General features: G+C 65.0%; 21 protein-coding genes. 18 read left to right on the top strand and 3 right to left on the bottom strand.

Translation table 11 applies throughout. The features are described 5' to 3' along the window. The 14 genes from cheW (at window position 1) to C9I57_RS24755 (ending at window position 16151) form a co-directional block, all read left to right on the top strand. Window positions 1–531 (top strand): chemotaxis protein CheW, encoded by a 531-nt coding sequence (gene cheW, locus C9I57_RS24820; RefSeq protein WP_018441490.1) that lies wholly within the window; start codon window positions 1–3, stop codon window positions 529–531. Between the two features lie 76 nt (window positions 532–607). After that, window positions 608–2596: a methyl-accepting chemotaxis protein gene (locus C9I57_RS24815; RefSeq protein WP_107153245.1), complete on the top strand. Its 1989-nt coding sequence runs from the start codon at window positions 608–610 to the stop codon at window positions 2594–2596. 98 nt (window positions 2597–2694) lie between these two features. Then, complete coding sequence (locus C9I57_RS24810; RefSeq protein ID WP_107153244.1) at window positions 2695–3675, top strand: CheR family methyltransferase; 981 nt, start codon at window positions 2695–2697, stop codon at window positions 3673–3675. Further along, on the top strand, window positions 3672–4451 hold the full coding sequence (gene cheD / locus C9I57_RS24805) for a chemoreceptor glutamine deamidase CheD (protein WP_107153243.1): 780 nt from the start codon (window positions 3672–3674) through the stop codon (window positions 4449–4451). The genes C9I57_RS24810 and cheD overlap by 4 nt, the downstream gene beginning before the upstream one ends. A gap of 5 nt (window positions 4452–4456) precedes the next feature. Then, window positions 4457–5533: a protein-glutamate methylesterase/protein-glutamine glutaminase gene (locus C9I57_RS24800; RefSeq protein WP_181321944.1), complete on the top strand. Its 1077-nt coding sequence runs from the start codon at window positions 4457–4459 to the stop codon at window positions 5531–5533. A gap of 95 nt (window positions 5534–5628) precedes the next feature. Next, a complete protein-coding gene (gene cheY / locus C9I57_RS24795; protein ID WP_018441495.1) occupies window positions 5629–6024 on the top strand; it encodes a chemotaxis response regulator CheY in 396 nt (131 codons plus the stop codon). A 1-nt stretch (window position 6025) separates the two neighbouring features. Continuing rightward, on the top strand, window positions 6026–6742 hold the full coding sequence (cheZ, locus tag C9I57_RS24790) for a protein phosphatase CheZ (RefSeq protein ID WP_107153241.1): 717 nt from the start codon (window positions 6026–6028) through the stop codon (window positions 6740–6742). Between the two features lie 221 nt (window positions 6743–6963). Next, window positions 6964–7473, top strand: coding sequence for a DUF2844 domain-containing protein (locus tag C9I57_RS24785; protein ID WP_107153240.1), 510 nt, complete (start codon window positions 6964–6966; stop codon window positions 7471–7473). A 181-nt stretch (window positions 7474–7654) separates the two neighbouring features. Continuing rightward, on the top strand, window positions 7655–8767 hold the full coding sequence (locus C9I57_RS24780; protein WP_258187807.1) for a DUF3443 domain-containing protein: 1113 nt from the start codon (window positions 7655–7657) through the stop codon (window positions 8765–8767). A gap of 368 nt (window positions 8768–9135) precedes the next feature. Further along, window positions 9136–10374: a flagellar biosynthesis protein FlhB gene (gene flhB, locus C9I57_RS24775; RefSeq protein WP_258187806.1), complete on the top strand. Its 1239-nt coding sequence runs from the start codon at window positions 9136–9138 to the stop codon at window positions 10372–10374. Next, window positions 10371–12473: a flagellar biosynthesis protein FlhA gene (flhA, locus tag C9I57_RS24770; protein ID WP_258187805.1), complete on the top strand. Its 2103-nt coding sequence runs from the start codon at window positions 10371–10373 to the stop codon at window positions 12471–12473. The genes flhB and flhA overlap by 4 nt, the downstream gene beginning before the upstream one ends. Further along, complete coding sequence (gene flhF / locus C9I57_RS24765) at window positions 12470–14524, top strand: flagellar biosynthesis protein FlhF (protein ID WP_107153237.1); 2055 nt, start codon at window positions 12470–12472, stop codon at window positions 14522–14524. The genes flhA and flhF overlap by 4 nt, the downstream gene beginning before the upstream one ends. Next, window positions 14517–15389, top strand: a complete 873-nt coding sequence (locus C9I57_RS24760; RefSeq protein WP_107153236.1) for a MinD/ParA family ATP-binding protein — start codon at window positions 14517–14519, stop codon at window positions 15387–15389. The genes flhF and C9I57_RS24760 overlap by 8 nt, the downstream gene beginning before the upstream one ends. 33 nt (window positions 15390–15422) lie before the next feature. Further along, window positions 15423–16151, top strand: a complete 729-nt coding sequence (locus C9I57_RS24755; RefSeq protein ID WP_107153235.1) for an RNA polymerase sigma factor FliA — start codon at window positions 15423–15425, stop codon at window positions 16149–16151. A gap of 167 nt (window positions 16152–16318) precedes the next feature. Here the strand turns inward: C9I57_RS24755 and C9I57_RS24750 are convergent, their stop codons facing one another. The 3 genes from C9I57_RS24750 to flgA all read right to left on the bottom strand — a co-directional run bounded on the left by C9I57_RS24750 (window position 16319) and on the right by flgA (window position 18921). Beyond that, the gene (locus C9I57_RS24750) at window positions 16319–16765 is read right to left on the bottom strand and encodes a flagella synthesis protein FlgN (protein ID WP_107153234.1); all 447 of its coding nucleotides are present in this window, start codon (window positions 16763–16765) and stop codon (window positions 16319–16321) included. 260 nt (window positions 16766–17025) lie between these two features. Next, on the bottom strand, window positions 17026–17379 hold the full coding sequence (gene flgM, locus C9I57_RS24745; RefSeq protein WP_258187804.1) for a flagellar biosynthesis anti-sigma factor FlgM: 354 nt from the start codon (window positions 17377–17379) through the stop codon (window positions 17026–17028). 219 nt (window positions 17380–17598) lie between these two features. After that, window positions 17599–18921 carry a flagellar basal body P-ring formation chaperone FlgA gene (gene flgA, locus C9I57_RS24740; protein ID WP_107153233.1) on the bottom strand — a complete coding sequence of 441 codons (1323 nt, stop codon included), beginning with the start codon at window positions 18919–18921 and terminating at the stop codon, window positions 17599–17601. Between the two features lie 322 nt (window positions 18922–19243). Between flgA and flgB the strand changes: the two genes are divergently transcribed. The 4 genes from flgB to flgE all read left to right on the top strand — a co-directional run bounded on the left by flgB (window position 19244) and on the right by flgE (window position 22256). After that, window positions 19244–19756 carry a flagellar basal body rod protein FlgB gene (gene flgB, locus C9I57_RS24735; RefSeq protein WP_107153232.1) on the top strand — a complete coding sequence of 171 codons (513 nt, stop codon included), beginning with the start codon at window positions 19244–19246 and terminating at the stop codon, window positions 19754–19756. A gap of 98 nt (window positions 19757–19854) precedes the next feature. After that, complete coding sequence (flgC, locus tag C9I57_RS24730) at window positions 19855–20277, top strand: flagellar basal body rod protein FlgC (protein WP_107153231.1); 423 nt, start codon at window positions 19855–19857, stop codon at window positions 20275–20277. 8 nt (window positions 20278–20285) lie between these two features. Next, window positions 20286–21014: a flagellar hook assembly protein FlgD gene (locus C9I57_RS24725; RefSeq protein WP_181321949.1), complete on the top strand. Its 729-nt coding sequence runs from the start codon at window positions 20286–20288 to the stop codon at window positions 21012–21014. A 33-nt stretch (window positions 21015–21047) separates the two neighbouring features. After that, window positions 21048–22256, top strand: a complete 1209-nt coding sequence (flgE, locus tag C9I57_RS24720; protein WP_107153229.1) for a flagellar hook protein FlgE — start codon at window positions 21048–21050, stop codon at window positions 22254–22256. The last annotated feature ends 4 nt before the right edge of the window (window positions 22257–22260 follow it).

The following is a 22260-nucleotide window of genomic DNA, read 5'->3' as shown; positions in this document are numbered from 1 at the left end:
GTGGCAGAACTCCAAGTCAGCAATACGAACAACGCGCTCGTCGCCGGCGGACGCCGCGACGCGCAGCAGGCCGACGCGAACGGACAGGAATTCCTCGTCTTCACGCTCGGCGCCGAAGAGTACGGCATCGACATCCTGAAAGTGCAGGAAATCCGCGGCTACGACAGCGTGACGCGCATCGCCAATGCGCCCGAGTTCATCAAGGGCGTCATCAATCTGCGCGGCATCATCGTGCCGATCGTCGATATGCGCATCAAGTTTCATTTGGGCCGCGTCGAATACGACCATCAAACGGTCGTGATCATCCTCAACGTCGCGCATCGCGTCGTCGGCATGGTCGTGGACGGCGTCTCGGACGTTCTGACGCTGACGCCCGACCAGATCATGCCCGCGCCCGAGTTCGGCGCGACGCTGACGGCCGAGTACCTGACCGGTCTCGGCACCGTCGACGGCCGCATGCTGATCCTGATGGACATCGAGAAGCTGATGACCAGCAAGGAAATGGCGCTGATGGACTCGTTCGCCGGATAAACACACGCGTCGCGCCCGTCATATCGCCGGGCGCGGCCGGTGCCGCGTTCGCCAGCAAGACACGGAGATTCGAGAAATGCTGCACAACTGGTCGATTCGCACGACGCTCACGGCGATGGGTGCGGTGTTCCTGGCGCTGACGCTCGCCGTCGGCGCGCTCGCGCTCACCGCGCTCTCGGGAGCGGGCCGCACGCTCGACGCGCTTGCGCTCGACGATTTGCCCGCGATTCATTCGCTCGACGATACGGGCGCCGATTTGCTGCGCTCTCGAATCGCGCTCGACCGATTTCGCGCGCTGACCGAAGCGAACAACGCCGACGAGGCGAAGAAGGTACTCGATCGGGCCCAGGAGCTTTACGGAAAGGCGGGTGAAGCGTGGCAGGCGTTCCAGAACGCGCCGAAGGCGGGGCTCGATTCCGCGCTTCTGTCCGAACTCTCGACGCGCTATGCCACGCTCATGCATGACGGCGTCGAGCCCGAGTTCGCCGCCCTGCGCGCGGGAGATCTGGCCGGCTACCAGGCGATCGCCAATATGAAGATCAGCCCGATGTTCGTCGCCTTCGGCCAGACGGCGAGCAGTGTCGTGAAGGCGCGCCAGCAGCATGTCGAGCAAATGCGCGCGGAGGCGGAATCCCAGATATCGCTGATGAAGTCGCTCATCGTCGGGATCGGTGTGTTCGCGATCGTACTCATCGTCGTCATTCGCCTGGCGCTGCGCGGCCTCATCGTCAAGCCGCTCGACGATGCGATCGAGCACTTCGAGCGCATTGCCGAAGGCGACCTCACGCGCCCCGTCGACGTGACGAGCAAGAACGAGGTCGGCCGCCTTTTCGCCGGCATCAGGAAGATGCAGGACAGCATCACGGCGATGGTGAAGGCGGTGGCGAGCGGCGCCGAGTCGATCGACGTCGGCGCGCACGAGATCTCGATGGGCAACACCGATCTCTCGCAGCGCACCGAAGAACAGGCGTCTTCGCTACAGCAGACGGCCTCGAGCATGGATCAGCTCACGGGCACCGTGCGCCAGAATGCCGAGAACGCGCGGCAGGCGAGCCAGCTCGCCGTCAACGCGTCCGATATCGCGATGCGCGGCGGCGAGGTCGTGAGCCAGGTCGTCACGACGATGCAGGACATCGCGACGAGTTCGAACAAGGTCGTCGACATTATCGGTGTCATCGAAGGCATCGCGTTCCAGACGAACATTCTCGCGCTCAACGCAGCCGTCGAAGCGGCGCGCGCGGGCGAGCAGGGCCGCGGCTTCGCGGTCGTGGCGGGCGAAGTGCGCGGCCTCGCGCAGCGCAGCGCGGCGGCGGCCAAGGAGATCAAGGGCCTCATCGGCGATTCGGCCGACAAGGTGGCGAGCGGCTCCGAGCTCGTCGGCCGCGCGGGCTCGACGATGGAGGAAATCGTTCAGGCCGTGCGCCGCGTGACCGACATCATGGGTGAGATCAGCGCGGCGTCGGAAGAACAGTCGACGGGCATCGAAGGCGTCAATCGCGCGCTCGTGCAGATGGACGACGTGACGCAGCAAAACGCGGCGCTCGTCGAGCAGGCGGCCGCCGCGGCGGCCTCGCTCGAAGAGCAGACGCGGCAACTGAAGGCCGAGGTGAGCCACTGGCGCGTCAACGGCAATGGGAATGCGCCCGCCAGCGGTGGCGGTAGGGCTTCGATGTCGCATGCGGCGCCGGCGTCGCCGGCGGCCCAGACGGCCACGGTATCGCGCAAGCCGGCACTGCCGTCTGCGAAACCCGCCCGCACCGCGTCGCGTCCTGCCTCCGCCGCGTCGTCGCGCGCAACGCATTCGGCTGTATCGGCCGCCAACGCATCGCACGATTCGACGGCGCCGAAGGCAAACGTTGCGCAGGCCAGCGCACAAGCCGCGCACTCGCATCACGAGTCCGACGCGACGCCGCCGGCAACGGCGAGCACCGCCTCGACGGCCGCGCGGCCGTTGCCGACGAAGCCCGCCAAGCCGAGCGTCGCCCAGCCCGCGAAGCCGGCGCCGGCCATGGCCGCAGCCGTGTCGACGAGCAAGTCCTCCGACGATGACTGGGAAACGTTCTGAGCACGAAGACGAAGACGAAGACGCAGCCGAAGAAGATGGCCTGACCGCCCCGACGAAGACACGAAGCGACGAAGTGACGGAACGAAAAGAGTAGGACCATGACGATAGCGCGCGCATCCGAGCGGCCCGATGGGGTCGAGCCAAGCGGCCCCGGCCTCGCCGAGCGCGCCGGCTTTGGCGATCGCGATTTCGAGTTTACGGCGGCGGACTTCGCGCGCATTCGCGAACTCATCTATCGGCGCGCGGGCATTTCGCTGTCCGACCATAAGCGCGACATGGCGTACAGCCGCCTCGCGCGGCGCCTGCGCGCGCGCGGGCTCGACAGCTTTCGGCGCTATCTCGATCTGCTCGAGTCCGAGCAGGACGCGGCCGAGTGGGAAGCCTTCACGAATGCGCTGACGACGAACCTCACGGCGTTTTTTCGCGAGGCGCATCACTTTCCGATACTGGCCGAGTTCGTCAAGCGCCGTCAGCAGCCGGTCTCGATCTGGTGCTCGGCGGCCTCGACGGGCGAGGAGCCCTATTCGATCGCGATGACGCTCGTCGAGGCGCTCGGCGATTCGGCCGCGCGCCAGGCGACGATCCTCGCGACGGATCTCGACACACAGGTGCTCGCGAAGGGCGAGGCGGGCGTCTACTCGCTCGACCAAGTAAAGCCGCTTTCGACGGAGCGCCTCAAGCGTTTTTTCCTGAAGGGCACCGGCCCGCATGCGGGCCTCGTGAAGGTGCGGCCCGAGCTGCGTGCGATGATCCGCTTTCAGCAATTGAATTTGACCGACACCGATTATGGATTGCGCACTCAGTTCGACGCGATTTTCTGCCGCAACGTAATGATCTACTTCGACAAGCCGACGCAGTCGCAAGTGCTCGCGCGCTTCGAGCCGCTCGTGAAGCCGGGCGGGCTGCTCTTCGCCGGTCACTCGGAGAACTTCACCTATGTGACGCAGGCATTCCGGCTGCGCGGGCAGACCGTCTACGAGCTCACGCGCGATACGGGAGCGGGCGCGCGCGCGCAGGCGACGGGACGCGCGGCGGCGGGCGGCAGCGCGGCAAGACGCGGGCAGGAGGCCGAGGTATGAGCAGCCTGCCGATCGCGACCAATCATTACTTCGACAACCACTTCAATCGCCGTGGCGTGAAGCTGCTGCCGAACGAGTTCTATACGACGGGCGACGACATGGTGCTCGTGACCGTGCTCGGCTCGTGCGTGGCGGCCTGCATCCACGACCGCACGGCCGGTATCGGCGGCATGAACCACTTCATGCTGCCCGACGACGGCGAGCCGACGCAGGCCGCGTCCGAATCGATGCGCTACGGCGCTTACGCGATGGAAGTGCTGATCAACGAGCTCATCAAGATGGGCGGCCGGCGCGAGCGCTTCGAGGCGAAGGTGTTCGGCGGCGCGGCGGTGCTCGCCGGCATGACGACCATCAACATCGGCGATCGCAACGCCGAGTTCGCGCGCCGCTATCTCGCGCTCGAGAAGATCCGCATCATCGCTGAAGACCTGCAGGGCGTGCATCCGCGCAAGGTCGCATTCATGCCGGCGACGGGCCAGGCGATGGTCAAGAAGCTGCGGCTGCAACAGGAGCCGAGCGTCGCCGAGCGCGAGCAGGAACTCGCGAAGCAGGTGGCCGAAGCGCGCGCGGCGCGCCACGCGCGCGCCCGAGCGAAAGAACATGCCGAGCTGTTCACGTCTCACGCCACGCCGGGTGCCGCGAAACCGCGCGCCGAGTTCGCGGGAGCGGCAACGGCGGCGGCGCCGGCCAAGCCGCGCATCGAGCTCTTCGGCGCGGTGGGCGGCGTGCGCGGCGGCGGGAATAGCAACAGCCCTAAGACGGTAGAGGAGGCCTGAGCGCTGTGCAGAAAATCAAGGTTTTGTGTGTCGACGATTCGGCGCTCATCAGAAGCCTCATGACGGAGATCATCAACGGTCAGCCGGACATGACGGTCGTCGCCACGGCGCCGGATCCGCTCGTCGCACGCGAGCTCATCAAGCAGCACAACCCCGACGTGCTGACGCTCGACGTCGAAATGCCGCGCATGGACGGGCTCGATTTTCTCGAGAAGCTGATGCGCTTGCGGCCGATGCCCGTGGTCATGGTGTCGTCGCTGACTGAGCGCGGCTCCGAGATCACGCTGCGCGCGCTCGAGCTTGGCGCCGTCGATTTCGTGACGAAGCCGAAGGTCGGCATCCGCGACGGCATGCTCGAGTATTCGGAAAAGCTCGCGGACAAGATTCGCGCCGCTTCGCGTGCGCGCGTGCGCCAGGCGCAGCCGGCCCGCGCTGGCGGCGCAGCGCCGGGCGCGCAGGCGCCGATGCTGAACAATCCGCTCGTCAGTACGGAGAAGCTCGTCATCGTCGGCGCCTCGACGGGCGGCACGGAGGCGATCCGCGAGCTGCTCGAGCCGCTGCCCCCCGACGCGCCGGCCGTCATGATCGCGCAGCACATGCCGCCGGGCTTCACCAAATCGTTCGCGCAGCGCCTGAACGGGTTGTGCCGCATCACCGTGAAGGAAGCGGAGCATGGCGAGCGCGTGCTGCCGGGCCATGCTTATATCGCGCCGGGCCATGCGCATCTGCTGTTGGCGAGAAGCGGGGCGAACTATATCGCGCACCTGTCGGACGATCCGCCCGTGAACCGGCATCGGCCGTCGGTCGACGTGCTGTTCCGGTCCGCCGCGCAGCACGCGGGCAAGAACGCGGTCGGCGTGATTCTGACGGGCATGGGGCGCGACGGCGCGGCGGGAATGTTAGACATGCGAAATGCGGGCGCATACACTCTCGCGCAAGATGAAGCGAGCTGCATCGTCTTCGGCATGCCGCGCGAGGCGATCGCGCTCGGCGCGGCCGAGGAGATTGCGCCTTTGTCGGAAATGAGCCGCCGCGTGATGGCGCGTCTGGCGGCGATGGGCGATCGGGTACAGCGCGTGTAGCTTCGGCCGACGGCCTGGCACCTGACGGGAGAGACGGGTGCGAGGCTCGACGCGGCGGCTTTCGTGCGGGCGAAATTGGGAACTAAGGGAACGAGATGGACAAGAGCATGAAAATCCTGGTGGTGGACGACTTTCCGACGATGCGACGGATCGTCCGCAACCTGCTGAAGGAGCTCGGCTATTCGAACGTCGACGAAGCCGAGGACGGCGCGGCCGGCCTGTCGCGCCTGCGCGGCGGCGGCTACGACTTCGTGATTTCGGACTGGAACATGCCGAATCTCGACGGCCTCGCGATGCTGAAGGAGATTCGCGCCGACGCTTCGCTTCAACATCTGCCGGTGCTGATGGTGACGGCCGAGTCGAAGAAGGAAAACATCATCGCGGCGGCGCAGGCCGGCGCGAGCGGCTACGTCGTGAAGCCCTTTACGGCCGCCACGCTCGACGAGAAGCTCACGAAGATTCTCGAGAAGTTGGGCAAGACCGGGAGCTGAAGTGGACCAGTCGACAAACCTCCTCAGCGAAGGCGCCGATCTCGCCGATCTGACGACCGATCGCATCCTCGCACGCATCGGTCAGCTCACGCGCACGCTGCGCGATTCGATCCTCGAGCTCGGGCTCGACAAGCAGGTCGAGCACGCGGCGCAGACGGTGACCGACGCGCGCCAGCGCCTCAACTATGTCGCCAATATGACCGAGCAGGCTGCTCAGCGTGTGCTCGGTGCGATTGAAATCGCAAAGCCGATGCAGGAGCAGATGCAAAGCGACGCGAAATCGCTCGATAGCCGCTGGGAGCAGTGGTACGACGCGCCAATCGAACGCGAGGAGGTGCGCGCGCTGCTCTCCGAGACGCGGACGTTTCTGGGGGGAGTGTCGGAAGCGACGAGCGCGACGAATGCGCAGTTGCTCGAAATCATGATGGCGCAGGATTTTCAGGACCTGACCGGGCAGGTCATCAAGAAGATCATGGACGTCGTCTACTCGATCGAGCAGCAGCTGCTTTCCGTGCTGATCGAGAACATCGCGCCCGAGCGGCGCGAGCAGTTCGCGCAGAACGCCGCCGCGCTCGCGGCCGAGCCCGGCACTTCGTTCAGCACCAGCAGCGATGACGATGGGCTTCTCAACGGACCGCAGATCAATCCGCAAGGCAAGGCGGACGTCGTGCAGGATCAGCAGCAGGTCGACGATCTGCTCGCGAGTCTCGGGTTCTGACGATTTCGGCGGCGATTTCGCAGTTTGTTTCGATTTTGAAACGGGCGGGCTTTGATGGTCCCGCCCGTATTGTCGTTGCGACTCGATGAACTTTGCACGATGCGACGCATGCGTGTTACGGAGTGAATCATCGGTGGCAAACGATTGCCGCGTAATGTAGTTTACAAGACCGAAAATCGAGATTTAGCGACATAACAGCAAATCGAGGGAGAGTCTTTCTCATGTTCATTCGTTCGATTCAGGGCACGTTGCCGGCTGTGGTTGCGGCTTGTGCGTTGCTCGCGGTCACGTCCCCCGCTCACGCAGCGCTCGGCGGCGAACCTATGCAAACGCCATCAGGGGCGACCGTCGATAGGATGTCGACAGTGGCCCATGCGGCCTCGTCAACTTCATCTTCCACGACGTCTACGAGCACCTATACGGTCAAGCAGACCACGCTCGAAACGGGCACCGTCATTCGCGAATACATCGGATCGGACGGCACCGTGTTCGGCATCGCGTGGCAAGGCGCTCAGATGCCCGACCTCTCGACGCTGCTCGGCAGCTACTTTCCGCAAGTGCAGAGCGCAGTCGCTGCGCAGCGGGAGCAGCGAGGCGGCGGCCGCGGGCCAACGAATGTCGAACAGTCGGGTCTCGTTGTGCATGTGGGCGGGCACATGGGTTCTTTCGTGGGCCAAGCCTATCTGCCGAGCGCATTGCCGAGCGGCGTAGCAGCCAGCGATATCCAATAAGCGATCGACGACGAGCGGAGAGATCATAGTGCGATCAACAAACAGATTTCTGCGCAGTTTCTGCGCAGTATGCGTCGTCATTGCGACGGCATTGCTCACCGGGTGCGGCGGGGGCGGGTCCAGCGGTTCCGGCGGTACTAGCAGCTCGAGTAGTTCCAGTAGTTCCAGCTCATCAAGTACGGTGAGCAATCAAGTGACCGTCACGGTCGCCAAAAGCACGGTGACCTCGACACGCACGCCCAATATTCCGACGGTGAGCGTGACCGTCTGTGCCCCCGGGACTTCGACCTGCCAGACCATCGACAACATTCAAGTCGACACCATGTCGTACGGCTTGCGGCTCGTAAATACGGCTGCTTCGACGGTGCTTGGCAGCCTGTCGGCGGAGACGGACAGCAGCGGAAATACGATTGCCGAGTGCACCGTATTCGCGGACGGCTATACGTGGGGCTCGGTGCGCAAGGCCGACGTAAAGATCGCCGGCGAAACGGCGAGCAACATTCCGATTGGAATCCTCGGTGATATGGACTCGACCATTTCGGCGCCGTCTAGCTGCTCATCGCAATCGACCGGCAGTTCCGAGAACACGGCGAGCGCAATTGGTGCGAACGGTATTCTCGGTATCGGCGTGGCGCCATATGATTGTCCGAGCTGCGTGAGCACCGCGAACAATGGCACGTATTACAGCTGCGGAAGCAGCACATGCAGCCAAACGGCGATGGCATTGACGAGCCAGGTTGCCAATCCGGTCGCGAAGTTCACGTCCGATAACAACGGCATTGTTTTGACGATGCCATCGATCGATACATCCGGCGTGGTCTCGGCCACCGGTACGTTGACATTCGGTATCGGCACGCAGTCGAACAACACATACTCAGCGTCGCAAAAGTTCGGAACGGATTCAGCGGGCAACGTGAACAGCACCGTGCTTTCATCGACGAGCGCTTCGACTTTCGGATTCTTCGATTCTGGCTCAAACGGCTATTTCTTCGACGACAGCACGCTTGCGCAATGTTCCGGCGGCAGTTGGTATTGTCCGACCTCGACGACGACGCGCAGTGTGACGGTTTCAAACAAATCCGGTTCGACGGCGTCCGCTACTGTGACGATGACCATCGCCAAGGAAAGCGCGTTGAGTACCAGCAACTATGCGTTCAACGATCTGGCCGGCACATTGGGCCTCTCCAACGTGATGGACTTCGGCCTCCCATTCTTCTACGGCAAGACTGTCTACTTCGGCTACGACACAGCCACGGCAGGAACGGGTAGCCAATCGCCGTTCGTGGCGTATTAGCCGAAGGTCGATACCTTTCCTTTCCTATCGCTTCGTGGCGGGCGGGTGATATCGCCGCCCACGAAGCGCTTCCCTTGGTCCGCGTGGCATTGGGCGGCGCATTCGGACTGCCGTCCGCCCCCTTTCTGTCGAATTACAGCCGTGCTGCCCGCCACGCTTTTTCAGCGGCTACAGAATTCGGTGCGGCGCCAACTCCGGCCTGTCGGACAGGATCAAACAGCGTCAGCTGCGGCCTTTCAGCCCCCTACCATCAAGCGAATTACACCCCTTTCCCCGCCCTTATCCGCCGATCGTCGATTGACGCCAGCGGGAATAATCCGTGTCAGTGAAAAGCGGCATTGCGCCGCGCGAAGAGCGGAGAAAGCCTGGTGGCAGAGGATAGCGACCTCGAGAAAACCGAATCAGCCACTCCCCGGCGCCTCGAGAAGGCGCGCGAGGAGGGGCAGGTCGCCCGCTCGCGCGAGCTCGCCTCGTTTGCATTGCTTTCAGCCGGATTCTTCGGCGTATGGGCGCTCTCGGGCCCGATCGGCCTGCATCTGCAGGCCATGATGCGCGGCGCGTTCACGTTCAACCACGCCTACGTCGTCGACACAAACCGCATGCTGATCGGCGCCGGCACGGCCGGCCGCGAAGGGGCCATCGCCGTCGCGCCCGTGCTCGCCCTGACCGCGCTCGCCGCGCTCCTCGCGCCGATGGCGCTCGGCGGCTGGCTGCTCTCGAGCAACGTCTTGCAGTTCAAGCCCGAGCGGCTTTCCCCCATCGCCGGCATCGCCCGCATCTTCTCGATCAATGGCCCCATCCAGCTCGGCATGTCGATCGCGAAGACGCTCGTCGTCGGCATCATCGCCGTACTCGCCGTCCTGCACCACAAAACCGAAATCCTCGCGCTGCCCTCCGAGCCCATGCTCAAGGCGATCGGCCATAGCCTCTCGCTCGTCGCCGTCTGCTGCGGAACGACCGTCGCCGGCATGTTCGTCATCGCGGCGATGGATGTGCCGTACCAACTCTGGTCGTTCCACAAGAAGCTGCGGATGACGAAGGAAGAAGTGAAGCGCGAGCACCGCGAGAACGAAGGCGATCCGCACGTGAAGGGCCGTATTCGCCAGCAGCAGCGCGCGATGGCCCGCCGCCGCATGATGGCGGCCGTGCCGAAGGCCGACGTCGTCGTGACGAACCCGACGCATTACGCCGTCGCGCTCCAGTACGCGGACGGCGAGATGCGCGCGCCGAAAGTCATCGCCAAAGGCGTCAACCTCGTCGCGGCCCGCATCCGCGAACTCGCCGACGAGCACAACATCCCGCTGCTCGAAGCGCCGCCGCTCGCGCGTGCGCTCTATCACAACGTCGACCTCAATCACGAGATTCCGGGCACGCTTTACAACGCCGTGGCCGAAGTGCTCGCCTGGGTCTACCAGCTGCGCCGTTTCCGCCGCGACGGCGGCGATGTGCCGGCCGCGCCGACCGAGCTCGAGGTCCCCGCCGATCTCGACAAGGGACCTGTCACGGACGAGGACGCAATCCAAGAAGAGGAAGAGGCACTGGCTCCCGGGACGACGCGCGCGAGCCGCGCAGCGGGGCGAGACGCCGGCACCGGAGCGTCGGCATGAACGCGCGCGTGCAAACCCTCTTCGGCAAGGGCCCGCAGATGCTGGCCCAGGCCAATCTGCGCAAGGTGGCAGGGCCGGTCCTGATCTGCATGATCCTCGGCATGATGATCCTGCCGTTGCCGCCGTTCCTGCTCGATCTGCTCTTCACGTTCAACATCGCGCTCTCGGTGATGGTGCTGCTCGTCAGCATGTACACGATGAAGCCGCTCGATTTCGCGGCGTTCCCGAGCGTGCTGCTGTTCTCGACGCTGCTGCGTCTCTCGCTCAACGTCGCGTCGACGCGGATCGTGCTGCTCGAAGGGCACACGGGACCGGCCGCAGCGGGCCGCGTCATCGAATCGTTCGGCCACTTCCTTGTCGGCGGCAACTTCGCGGTCGGCATCGTCGTCTTTGCAATCCTCATGATCATCAACTTCATGGTGATCACCAAAGGCGCGGGACGTATCGCCGAAGTGGCCGCGCGCTTCACGCTCGACGCGATGCCGGGCAAGCAGATGGCGATCGACGCCGACCTCAACGCCGGCCTTATCAACGAGGAAGGCGCGCGCAAGCGCCGCCAGGCCGTCGCGCAGGAAGCCGAGTTCTACGGCGCGATGGACGGCGCCTCGAAGTTCGTGCGCGGCGACGCGGTGGCGGGCCTCATCATCATGGTCGTCAACGTGGTGGGCGGGCTCATCGTCGGCGTCGCTCAGCACGGCATGGACTTCGCCTCGGCCGGCAAGACCTATACGCTGCTGACGATCGGCGATGGCCTCGTTGCGCAGATTCCGTCGCTCGTGATCTCGACGGCGGCCGGCGTCATCGTTTCGCGTGTCGCCACCGACGAGGACATCGGCACGCAGCTCACGGGCCAGCTTTTCACGAACCCGCGCGTGCTGCTGATCACGGGCGCCATCATCGGTTTGCTGGGCCTCATTCCGGGCATGCCGCACTTCGCGTTCTTGGTGCTCGGCGCGGGCTTGATCCAGCTTGGACGCCACCTCAAGAAGCGCGCCGAAGCCGCCAAGGCGAGCGCCGTGCTCGTCGAATCGGCACCGGCCGCGGCGCCCGTCGAGAACAACGAGGCGAGCTGGGACGACGTGACGATGATCGATACGCTCGGCCTCGAGGTCGGCTACCGGCTCATCCCGGTCGTCGACAAGAATGCCGACGGCGAGTTACTCAAGCGCATCAAGAGCATCCGCAAGAAGTTCGCGCAGGAGATCGGGTTCCTGCCGCCCGTCATTCATATTCGCGACAACCTCGAGCTGCGTCCGAACGGTTATCGGATCACGCTCAAGGGCGTCGAAGTCGGCACCGGTGAGGCGTATCCGGGTCAATGGCTCGCGATCAATCCGGGGCAAGTCACGGCCGCGCTGCCGGGCGCGCCGACGAAAGACCCGGCCTTCGGCCTGCCCGCGATCTGGATCGACACGAACTTGCGCGAGCAGGCACAGGTGTACGGCTATACGGTCGTCGATGCGAGCACGGTCGTCGCCACGCACCTGAACCATCTCGTCGTTCAGCATGCGTCCGAGCTGCTGGGCCGGCAGGAAGTTCAGGCACTGCTCACGCGCATCGGCAAAGATGCGCCGACGCTCGTCGAAGACCTCGTGCCGAAGACGTTCTCGCTTGCGACGCTGCAAAAGGTGCTGCAAAGCCTGCTCGAGGAAGGCGTGCCGATCCGCGACATGCGCACGATCCTCGAAGCGTTCGCCGAGCAGGCCGGCAAGCTGTCGGACGCGCACGATCTCACGGCCGCCGTGCGCCTGGCGCTCGGGCGCGCGATCACGCAGCAGTGGTACCCGGGCAGCGGGGAGATGCAGGTCATGGGGCTCGACGCGAATCTCGAGCGCGTGCTCTCGCAGGCCCTTTCGACGGGCGCGAACCCAGGTCTCGAGCCGGGGCTCGCCCATACGCTTCTCGCGGAGACGCAACGCGCGATCGTGCGTCAACAAAACACCGGGCTGCCGCCCGTGCTGCTCGTCCAGCACGCGCTGCGCGCGATGCTCGCGCGCTTTTTGCGCCGCAGCCTGCCGCAATTGAAAGTGCTCTCGTATGCCGAAGTGCCGGAGACACGCACGATCAAAGTCGTTAACCTCATCGGGGGTCTAGCTTGAATATCCGCAAATTCATCGGCGCGACGAGTCGCGACGCGCTGCGCCTCGTACGCGAGGCGCTGGGCGCCGACGCAGTCGTGCTTTCGAACCGGACCAACGATGACGGCAGCGTGGAAATCGTCGCGCTCGCCGATACGGATCTCGCCGCCATCGCGCCGGGTGCCGGTGACGGGGCCGGCAATAACGCTAACGCGAATGCAAATGGCCAAGGCGCCGCGGGTTCCTACGGCGCGGGCGCCGCCAGCCGCCTGCAAGCTGGGCAGGACGCCGACGGCGCGCATGTCTCGCTTGGCGCGCATGCCGCGGCGGGGTACCCGATGCTTTCGGCGTCGATGTCCCAGACTTCGCAGCCCGCTCCCATGCCTGGCATGATGCCGGCCAACCCCTACGCGAACGGCATGCCGGACGTGTTCTCGGCCGTGTTCGGCGCAAGCGCGGAAGTCGGAGCGACGAACGCGGAGGGTAAGCCGGTCGAGACGTTCGCGCCCGCCGCGATTTCCGATGTCGGTGCGTTGACCGCGGCCGCGGCCGCTCCCGCCGCGCCAACCGGCAAACTTGCGTCGCGCGAGCCGCGCGTCGAAATGAAGCCGTTGCATACGGCTGCGGCGAAAGCCGGAGCCACGAGTCCTGGAGCCACGCATTCCGCCTCGCCGGGAGCGGCGAACGGCGCGGCCGCGGCCGGTTCGTCGGCGTCGCGTACGCCCGAATCGTCGCCGACGATGGTCGAATCGCATCCGTGGCTCATCGAGCACGCTCATCGCATCGCTGCGCAGCAGCGTGCGGCGCACACGGCCAGCCCGACGAGGTCGCACGCGTTGACACCGTCAGCGGCTGCGGCGAAGGGGCTCGGCGCGCCGGGCAAGATCCTGTCGCCCGAGGAGCTGGCTTCCGCGGAAGTGCCGGACTGGGCGCAAGAGGCGGCCGAAGCCGCCGCGCGCCGCGTGATTCCGCGCATTGCACCGGCTTTTGAAGGGGTTGCCGCATCGACGAAGGCGCGCGGCGCCGATGGCGCCGGCACGTCCGACGGTGCCGCCGCCGTGGCCGACGCGGTCCGTGCGCGCATCGAGGAAGTCGTCAGCAGCACCGTGATGAGCGAGCTTTCCTCGCTGCGCGGAATGATGGAAGAGCAGTTCGCCGGGCTGCTCTGGGGTGACCGGCAGCGCCGCAGCCCCGTCCAGGGCACGCTGACGAAGCAGCTCTTCGCGGCCGGCTTCTCGGCGCAGCTCGTGAGAATGGTTATCGACAACCTGCCCGCCGTCGAGAGCGTCGACGCCGGCATGGACTGGATTCAATCGGTGCTCGCGGCCAACTTGCCGGTGCTCGAGAACGAAGACGAACTGATGGAGCGCGGCGGGGTGTTCGCGTTGATGGGGCCGACGGGCGTCGGCAAGACCACGACGACGGCCAAGCTCGCGGCGCGCTGCGTGATGCGCTTCGGCGCAAGCAAGGTGGCGCTGCTCACGACCGACAGCTACCGGATCGGCGGCCACGAACAGCTCCGCATCTTCGGCAAGATACTCGGCGTGTCCGTCCATGCGGTGAAGGACGCGGCCGACCTTCAGCTCGCGCTGGCCGAGCTGCGCAACAAACATATCGTGCTCATCGATACGATTGGCATGAGCCAGCGCGATCGGACCGTCTCCGATCAGATCGCGATGCTCTGCGGCGCGGGGCAGCCCGTGCAACGCCTCTTGCTGCTCAATGCGACGAGTCATGGCGATACGCTCAACGAAGTCGTCCAGGCCTACCAGAGCGCGGACGGCCAACCCGAGCTCGCGGGTTGCATTCTCACGAAGCTCGACGAAGCCACGAACCTCGGCGGCGTGCTCGACACGGTGATCCGTTACAAGCTGCCTGTCCATTACGTGTCGACGGGGCAGAAAGTGCCCGAAAACCTCTACGTCGCCACGAAAAAATTCCTGATCAAGAGCGCCTTTTGCATTCCGCGCGACGGCTCGCCGTTCGTTCCGCACGACGACGACATTCCCGCCTTGCTGTCGGCGCTCTCGACCCGTTCGACTGCCGAGCTGCACGAGGTTCGCTTTGGATAAGCACGTCACCGACCAAGCCGAAGGTTTGCGCAGGCTGCTCGCGAGGAGCGGCTCGCGCGTCGTTGCGGTGACGGGTGGGCCGATCGGCGTCGGCTGCACGTCGACGGTCGTCAACCTCGCGGCCGCGCTCTCGGGTATCGGCAAGGACGTGCTCGTGATCGACGAATGCCTTGGCGCGAACTCCGTCTCGACGATGGTGGGCGGCGTGCATGGCGCGGGCAGTCTGCGCGCCCTGCTGCAGGGCGAAATCGGTATCGAGGAGGCCGCGCCGCGTCATGAGCTCGGCTTTTCCGTGCTGGCAGCCTCGCGCGAGAACTGCGCGGGCTACAGCGCGGCGCAGCTCGGCGTCATGCTCTCGGGGCCGGCCGACGTCGTGCTCATCGATGCGCGGCTCGATCGCAAGGGCGCGCTGTCACTCCTCGGCGCGCAGGCGCATGACGTCATCATCGTCACGCGTGTGGCCGCGCAGGCGATCACCGAGGCGTATGCCTGCATGAAACGTTTGCACTACGAGCATGCGATCGGGCAGTTTCGCGTGCTCATCAATCACGTATCGAGCTTGGCCGATGCGCATACCACGTTCGAGAACCTCGCTGAGGTAGCGGGGCGTTATCTGACCGTTTCGATCGCAAATGCCGGTTGCGTGGCGTCGGACCCGCTGATGGAGCATGCGCTCGAGCTCGAGCGCTGTGTCGTCGATGCGTTTCCGTCGGCGCCGGCCGCGCGCGATTACCGGCACGTTGCGGCCGAAATGCTTTATTGGCCGATGCGCGCGGCGCTTTCGCCGCGCGAGGGTGCGCTCGTCGGCACGGGGATGCCGGCCTCGGCGCTCGCCGACGCGCCATCCGCGCGCCAGCATGCGTAACACGTAGGGGACAAGGAGAAAAGGGGGCCCTCGATGTACAACGCTCAAGGGAAAATGTCCCAGACGGATGTGCTGACGCAGTACGCGCCGCTCGTGAGACGGCTCGGACTGCAGCTCGTGGCGAAGATGCCGGCGAGCGTCGATCTCGACGATCTGATTCAGGCCGGCATGATCGGTCTGCTCGATGCGGCGAGCCGCTATAAGGAAGATCAAGGCGCGCAGTTCGAGACGTATGCGAGCCAGCGGATCCGCGGCGCGATGCTCGATGAGCTGCGCAACAACGACTGGCTGCCGCGCAGCCTGCGCAAGACGTCTCGCGAAGTGGAATCGGCCGTGCATCAGGTCGAGCAGAAGCTCGGGCGCTCGGCGAGCGAGACGGAGATCGCCGACCATTTGAAAATGCCGCTCGATTCGTATCAGACGATGCTGCAGGATCTGCATGGTTCGCAGCTCATCTATTACGAGGACTTCGATCGGTCGGCCGACGACGAGCCGTTTCTCGATCGGTATTGCGTCGATCATACGGATCCCCTGTCGGCGCTGCTCGACGAGAGCCTGCGCGCGGCGCTTGTCGAGGCGATCGAGAAGCTGCCGGAGCGGGAGAAGCTCTTGATGTCGCTCTATTACGAGCGCGGGATGAACCTGCGCGAGATCGGTGCGGTGATGGAGGTCAGCGAATCGCGGGTTTGCCAGTTGCATAGCCAAGCGGTGGCGCGGCTGCGCACGCGGTTGCGCGAAATGGCTTGGGCGGGGGTGGATTGAGGTTCGCTATGCTTGGCTAGGTGAACGTCGTAACGAATGGGCCGCTTATCCAAGCGGCCTTGTTGCTGGTTGTTCCGTCATTGTTGAAACAGCAAGCCTGCCTCGCGATCGGCGAGAAAATTTAGAGGCAGGGCGTCGCCGCGAGGCCACAACGGGACGCGGAACGCCTAAACCGCCGCCATCCGGCCATCCGGCCCGTACACATTGGCGGCGCCACCGCGCGTGGACGTTGCGCCGCGCAAGACGGCAAGCGCTTTGTCGTTGTAGTTCATTCGCACGCGGATCATCATGCCGTTGGTCAAATTCGCGTGACGCGCGCGCTGAACCACGCCCTGCAGCAGCTTCCACTGGTTGGCCACGCGCGCATCGTCGGCACCCGCGAGCTCCATCCCTTTCCAGCCGGCTGGCAAACCCATTTGGCGCAACTGCCCGTCTCGCTGCTTCTCGAGCGAGGCCAGCTTTTCGGTCAGTTCGGTTTTCTTTTCGATGATCGGAGGCAACTTCTCGAGCGGCGACACCTCGGCGAGGGCCTTTTGCTCGTATGCCAGAAGCGACGCGAACGCTTCGAGCGTCGCATGTTCTTCGATGAGGGTGTTGAGTAGGACGTCTTTCATCGGTTTCGCCAAAACACGAGCGCATGCGCCCGATCGATCAAATCAATCCAATCGTGTGCGACCGAAGGGAGTCCCTTCAGGGGTGACCGAACGAAATCCCTTTAGGGACGACCGCAGGAAGTCCCCGTGGGGGTGACCGAAGGAAATCCCTTCAGGGGTGACCGAAGGGAGTCCCTTCAGGGGTGACCGAAGGGAGTCCCTTCAGGGACGACCAACGGAAATCCCCCAGGGACTTTCCCGGCAAGACCGACGCTCGCGCGTCAGCCGCCCGACGATTGAGTTGCTTGCAGCAGATTGCGAGCGGTTTCCAGGATCCCGTCCGCGATCTTTCCGGTGTCGATCGTCAGCGTGCCGTCCTTGATGGCCTGCTTGATCGACTCGACTTGTGCTACGTCGATATCCGCGGCGCCCGACGTCGCAAGCGAGTGCAGCTGCGACGACAGCCCCGACAAGCTGACGTTGGCGTCGCCGCCCGACTCGCCGCTCGTCGCCGGCGTATAAGCCGCACCGGCGTTCGCGGCGCCCGTGCCGCCTGCCGCGCCGCCCTGGCGCGTGCCCTGCACGCCGCCTTTCGTCGACGACAGGCTGGAACTGGTGGATGAATCGACTTTCACGATTGGCTTCCCGAGGATCTCGATTTGAGTGTGATATCGGCGCTCCTTACCGAAACTTTAGCGCAACCCGCCACCCCTTTGCCCGTCCTGTTTCCGCCTTTTCCCCATCCGCTGCCGATCCTTTCGCCGGCATTCATCCACTTTCGAATCACCTTTCAGTCGTCGTCAGGCCAGGCTCGCCCTTGTCCCGCCACAGTTAGGACCGCCCGAATCTCCGCTTCACATCTGGATTTCGACCGTCGACCCATCCTTGACTATGCCCGAGATGATCTGCCCCCCGGGCGTCTTGACGCGCACTTGCTGGCCGGGCGACGCGTTGTTCATCACGCTGCCTTCCGACGAAATCGTGAATCCCGGGCCGACGGCGACGACGCGCACGGTCTGCCCGATCGTGACCGACGTGGCACTGCGCAGCATGTCCTGCCGCAGCGGCATGCCGGCGCTGATGCGCGAGAGCGCGACGGCGCCGACCGCCTGCGACGGATCGGTGACGATCTCGCGCGGCAGGTTCGACAAGTCGCCCTCGCGTGTGGTGAGGTCCGCCACCGTCAGCACGCTGCCCGGCTCGATCTGGCGAGCGGCCAGGTAGTAGGTCGCCTCGAGCGAGACGCGCGCCTGCAGGTACAGCGTCCACGGCCGCTCGCCCGCGCAGCGCACGCCGACGGTCGTGCGGCCCCAGAGGCGCGCGCCGGGCGGCGTGAACGGCACCATAGTGGTGCAGGCGGCAAGCCCGCGCGCAAATGCGGGCGCGACCGTGACGGTGACCTTGCCGGGCAAGCCGACCGTCTGCTGTTCGAGGTAAGTCTGCGCGACACGGCGGATCGATTCGCCGTCCTGTTGGCCGGTTGGTGCAGACGCGCCTTGCGCCGGCACAAGTGCGGCCGCAGGCGTCGCCGGTGCAAGCGCCGGCGCTTGAGCGGGCGAGGGCGAGGCCGGCATCGAAGGCGCGGGGGCGGGCGGAACGGCTTTCATCGACACCCGCGTCAGCGCGCCGGTGCCCGCGCTCGGGCCCGAGTTCGGCCCGAGGCGAGGCGGCTCGCCGCGCGCAGCGAGCGGATCGATGCTGATGCCGGCGTCATTCGCGCTGGCCGGCCGATCCACGACGATCGGCTGCGGCGCCCGAGCGGCACGCGCGGATGACGTGACGATGACAGGCATGACACGCTGATCACCCTGATTCATCGTTTCGCGCCGCAACCCGACGCTAGCGGCCGGCGTTTCAGTCACGGGCACGGGCTGGCTTGCGTGTTCGCCGGGCCCCGGGATGACGATCATCCCGCTTGCTGCGTTGGCATTGGCGCCCGCGACGGCCCCCGCATTCGCGGCAGATACCGTATTCGCCGCCGAGGCACCCGTCTCACCGGGACCGGGAATATAGATCTGTCCGCCGCTCACATGCTGCGCGTGAGCGGCCCCCATCGACAGCGCGCAGGCCGCGAACGCACCCACGGCCGCGCGCATCCATGCGCGCACGCCGGAACGCGCGCGGCATCGGGGCGGGCAAGCGGCCTCAAGCGGACAGGTCGGCGACAGCGGCGACATCGGTTCAGTTTCTCCATCGGACGGGCCCCGCGCTCATTGCAGCTCGCCCTGCACGCTGCATCGCATCGCCTGAGCACACAGACCCCATGACTGCAACGGCATTCTAGGAGTCCGTCGATTGGCGCAAACGTTGAATAGAGGGCTGCTTCCCCGGTTATTCGTCCGATTGCGGCTTGCGCCTCGCCCCTAACATGCAGCCCATGTGAAAAAGCCTTCCCGGCGCGCGCATGCCGTACGCCTGTTGTCGCCCGGGAGCCGTCAACCGTCACTCGTCTCGCGCCGCGAGTCGAAGCCAAGCCTGGCTGGCAACGGAGAACGCTCGATGCTGGATCAACTCGATGCCAATTTCGCTTTCAACCGCGAGGCGCTCGATGTGCGCGCCTATCGGCAGGAATTGCTGTCGTCGAACATCGCGAACGCGGACACGCCGGGCTACAAGGCGCGCGACGTCGATTTCTCGTCGTCCCTCGCCGGCGCGCTGAAGAAGGCTGGCGCGTCGGGCAGCACGAGCGCGGCGACGATGGCCGGTACCTCGAACGCGGCGCCGCTGCCGATGGCGCAGCCGGCCGGCGTGACGGTGAGCATGTCGATGGCGGCCACCGAGGCCGGCCATATGTCGGGCAACGCGAAGCTGATCCCGGTCGGCGGCGAGAGCGGGAGCTACGGCCAGCTTGCCTACCGCATTCCGAGGCAGCCCGCCCTCGACGGCAACACCGTCGATCTCGACGCCGAGCGCGTGCAGTTCGCCGACAACTCGCTGCACTACGAAGCGGGGCTCACGGTCGTCTCGCAGCAGATCAAGGGAATGCTCGCGGCGATCACGTCGGGCGGCTGACGCCGACGCGCGCCTGGAACGATGAACGATAAGCGACCGATGAATTCGATAAAACGCTACGGGGTTAATACCAAAGGCCGCAAGGAGGCTATGCCGCCATGTCATTGATGAACATCTTCACCGTCGCGGGTTCGGCGCTGTCGGCCCAATCCGAACGGCTCAACGTCACCGCGTCGAACCTCGCGAACGCCGACAGCACGACCGGCCCCGATGGTCAGCCTTACCGCGCGAAGCAGGTCGTCTTCGCGGTGAAGCCGATCGGCGGCGGGGCCACGAGCTCGGGCCAGCAGGTGGGCGGCGTCGAGGTGACGAACGTCATCGACGATCCGACGCCGATGAAGACGACTTACGACCCGAGCAACCCGGCGGCCGACGCCAACGGCTACGTGACGATGCCAAACGTCGACCCGGTGCAGGAAATGGTGAACATGATCTCGGCCTCGCGCTCGTATCAGGCCAACGTCGAGACGCTGAACACCGCCAAGAATCTGATGCTGAAAACCCTGACGATCGGCTCGTAAGGAGAGACCTGTTGAGCTCCACTTCCAGCACTTCCAGCGCGAGCAGCGTCTCGCAGCAGTTGCTCAATACGATGAACGGCACGACGTCGACGTCGTCGTCTTCGACGACGAGCTCGTCATCGTCGACGGGCTCATCGTCCGCGACCGATCTGCAGACCACGTTCCTGAAGCTGCTCGTCACGCAGCTGCAGAACCAGGACCCGACGAATCCGATGGACAGCTCGCAGATGACTTCGCAGCTTGCCCAGATCAACACGGTGTCGGGCATCAGCCAGTTGAACACGACGCTCACCTCGCTGGCCTCGCAACTGCAGGCAGGACAGAACGCGCAGTCGTCGCTGCTCATCGGCCAGAACGTGCTCGTGCCGGGCACTTCGGCGATTGTCTCGAGCGGCAAGTCGCCGGGCTTCGGTGTCGAGCTCACCTCGGCCGCAACCGACGTGCAAGTCACGATCAAGGATTCCTCGGGCAACCTCGTCAACACGATCGACCTCGGTGCGCAATCGGCAGGCACTATTCCCGTCTCGTGGACGCCGACCGATTCGTCGGGCAAGACACTCAGCGACGGCACCTACACGATTTCGGCCGCGGCGACGGTCGGCGGAAAAACCAGCAGCGTCACTACGCTTTCCGGCGAGCAGGTGCTCTCCGTCATCCAGCAAAGCTCGGGCACGACGGGCCTGCGGCTCTCGGATGGCTCGACAGTCGATGCGACGAGCGTCGCGGCGATCCTTTAATCAAATTCAGGACTAACCGGACAAGGACCAGCAATGGGCTACCAGCAAGGTTTGAGCGGCTTGGCCGCATCGTCGAGCGACCTCGATGTGATCGGCAACAACATCGCTAACGCGAACACGATCGGCTTCAAGCAAAGCACGGCCGAATTCGCCGACGTCTACGCGAACACAATCGCCACGTCGGTCAACAACCAGATCGGTATCGGCACGCAGCTCGCTAACGTCCAGCAGGATTTCGCGCAGGGCACGATCAACACGACGGGCACGGCGCTCAACGTCGCCATCAACGGCCAGGGCTTTTTCCAAATGTCGAACAACGGCTCGCTCGAGTACTCGCGCAACGGCGTATTCCAGCTCGACAAGAACGGCTACATCACGAACGCGCAAGGGCTGAAGCTGCAGGGCTATTCGGCAAGCTCGGGCGGCGTCGTCAACACGGCACAGACGGTTCCGATCCAGGTCCAGACGGCGAACATCGCACCCGTGGCGACGCAAACCATCACGGCGCAGCTGAACCTCGACTCGCAGGACACGATCCCGACCACGACGACATTTTCGGCGACGGACAAGACGAGCTACAACTACTCGACGTCGGTTCAGGTCTACGACTCGCTCGGCGGCTCGCAGCAGGTCGACATGTACTTCGTCAAGACGGCGGCGAACACGTGGCAGGTCTACGGCGGCACCTCGGGTGCGGTAAGCAGCCTCGGCACGGTGACCTTCAGCAGCTCGGGAGCATTGGCGACGCCGTCCAACGGCCAACTGACGATGTCGATCGCGAACGCCGACGGCAGCTCGACGCCGCAATCGATCACGCTGAACATGTCGGGCACGACGCAATACGGCAGCACGGACGGCGTCAACAATCTCGCTCAGGACGGCTATGCGAGCGGCCAGCTCTCGAACTTCACGATCGGCTCCGACGGCACGATCACCGGCAACTACTCGAACGGCAAGACCCAGACGCTCGGCCAGATCGTGCTCGCAAACTTCGCGAACCCGAACGGGCTCCTGAACCTCGGCGGCAACGAATTCCAGGAGACATCGGCTTCGGGCGTGGCGCAGGTGTCGGCCCCGGGCAGCACGAACCACGGCACGCTGACGGGCGGCGCGGTCGAGCAATCGAACGTCGATCTGACGACGCAGCTCGTCGACCTGATCACGGCGCAACGCAACTACCAGGCGAACGCGCAGACGATCAAGACGCAGCAGACCGTCGATCAGACGCTCATCAACCTGTAACGGC

The organism is Trinickia symbiotica, from assembly GCF_003028655.1.
Classification (GTDB): domain Bacteria; phylum Pseudomonadota; class Gammaproteobacteria; order Burkholderiales; family Burkholderiaceae; genus Trinickia; species Trinickia symbiotica_A.
This window is presented reverse-complemented; position numbering and strand designations above follow the sequence as displayed.

What these genes read in the sequence shown, in the direction of transcription:
- C9I57_RS24815 (WP_107153245.1), top strand. Translation starts at nt 608, where the DNA reads ATGCTGCACAACTGGTCGATTCGCACGACGCTCACGGCGATGGGTGCG.
- C9I57_RS24810 (WP_107153244.1), top strand. Translation starts at nt 2,695, where the DNA reads ATGACGATAGCGCGCGCATCCGAGCGGCCCGATGGGGTCGAGCCAAGC.
- cheD (WP_107153243.1), top strand. Translation starts at nt 3,672, where the DNA reads ATGAGCAGCCTGCCGATCGCGACCAATCATTACTTCGACAACCACTTC.
- cheY (WP_018441495.1), top strand. Translation starts at nt 5,629, where the DNA reads ATGGACAAGAGCATGAAAATCCTGGTGGTGGACGACTTTCCGACGATG.
- C9I57_RS24785 (WP_107153240.1), top strand. Translation starts at nt 6,964, where the DNA reads ATGTTCATTCGTTCGATTCAGGGCACGTTGCCGGCTGTGGTTGCGGCT.
- flhA (WP_258187805.1), top strand. Translation starts at nt 10,371, where the DNA reads ATGAACGCGCGCGTGCAAACCCTCTTCGGCAAGGGCCCGCAGATGCTG.
- C9I57_RS24755 (WP_107153235.1), top strand. Translation starts at nt 15,423, where the DNA reads ATGTACAACGCTCAAGGGAAAATGTCCCAGACGGATGTGCTGACGCAG.
- C9I57_RS24750 (WP_107153234.1), bottom strand. Translation starts at nt 16,765, where the DNA reads ATGAAAGACGTCCTACTCAACACCCTCATCGAAGAACATGCGACGCTC.
- flgA (WP_107153233.1), bottom strand. Translation starts at nt 18,921, where the DNA reads ATGTCGCCGCTGTCGCCGACCTGTCCGCTTGAGGCCGCTTGCCCGCCC.
- flgB (WP_107153232.1), top strand. Translation starts at nt 19,244, where the DNA reads ATGCTGGATCAACTCGATGCCAATTTCGCTTTCAACCGCGAGGCGCTC.
- flgC (WP_107153231.1), top strand. Translation starts at nt 19,855, where the DNA reads ATGTCATTGATGAACATCTTCACCGTCGCGGGTTCGGCGCTGTCGGCC.
- flgE (WP_107153229.1), top strand. Translation starts at nt 21,048, where the DNA reads ATGGGCTACCAGCAAGGTTTGAGCGGCTTGGCCGCATCGTCGAGCGAC.